Annotated in this window: 2 protein-coding genes; both read right to left on the bottom strand. The window is 58.0% G+C overall.

The annotated features are described in order from the left end of the window. Positions 1 to 11: 11 nt before the first annotated feature. Entirely contained in the window at positions 12 to 491 is a 480-nt protein-coding gene (locus tag M6F29_RS11955) for an arsenate reductase ArsC (protein ID WP_031599261.1), read from the bottom strand. 3 nt (positions 492 to 494) lie between these two features. Beyond that, positions 495 to 759: ArsR/SmtB family transcription factor (locus tag M6F29_RS11950; protein ID WP_298160213.1), on the bottom strand; the 265-nt coding region annotated here is incomplete at its 5' end.

Here is a 759-nt window from a genome sequence, read left to right as displayed (position 1 = left end):
TGAGAAGAAAGTCAGGGGATCAAGGTACCGATGCGGTCAAGTTCAGCCTTGAGTTTCGTCTTGTCCCGTTGCAGTTCAGCCAACGGTAACGCCAAAAATGTTTCGATGCGCAAACGTAAAATGCGGTAGGCCGTCATAAATGCAGCGTCGATTTCTTCGTCGCTTCCGGTTGCGTGGGCAGGGTCTTCAACGCCCCAGTGGGTGCGCAGCACAGGGCCGAGGTAAGCCGGACAGGTTTCTCCTGCGGCGCTGGAACATACGGTGATCACGATATCCGGTGGGGTCGGCAGATCGTTCCATGACTTGCTGTGATACTCCGCAGCAGAGATGCCCAGACGGGCGAGTAAAGCCAGGGAGCGTGGGTGGATTTGTCCGGTGGGTCGGCTGCCAGCGCTCATGGCTTTCCAACCGGCGGGGGCCAGGTGGTTGAAGGTGGCTTCGGCTAGGATCGAGCGGCAGGAGTTGCCCGTACAGAGGAAGAGAACATTCATCGGTCAGAACTCGCGAGCGTTGAAGAAAAGAACGGGAGAAGGGGGAGCAGCGCACTGGGGCAGGCATTGCTCGGGATGGCCGGCACAACACTCTTCGGTCAGATAGGCAATCAGGTCCAGCATCAGTGGGATATTGGCCTGGTAGCGCTGAAATCGTCCCTCTTGCGCCACGGTGAGTAGTCCTGCCTGTGTCAGCGCCTTGAGATGGAAGGACAGATTGGTGGGAGGAATGTGCAGTGTTGAAGCGATTTCGCCCGCGACCATGCCT

Origin of the sequence: Ferrovum sp., assembly GCF_027317285.1 — a bacterium.
In the GTDB taxonomy this organism is placed as follows: domain Bacteria; phylum Pseudomonadota; class Gammaproteobacteria; order Burkholderiales; family Ferrovaceae; genus Ferrovum.
The sequence above is the reverse complement of the archived record's forward strand: the minus strand, read 5'-3'. Positions and strand labels throughout refer to the sequence as shown.

Coding starts and splice junctions, on each gene's coding strand:
- M6F29_RS11955 (WP_031599261.1), bottom strand. CDS start 491: ATGAATGTTCTCTTCCTCTGTACGGGCAACTCCTGCCGCTCGATCCTA.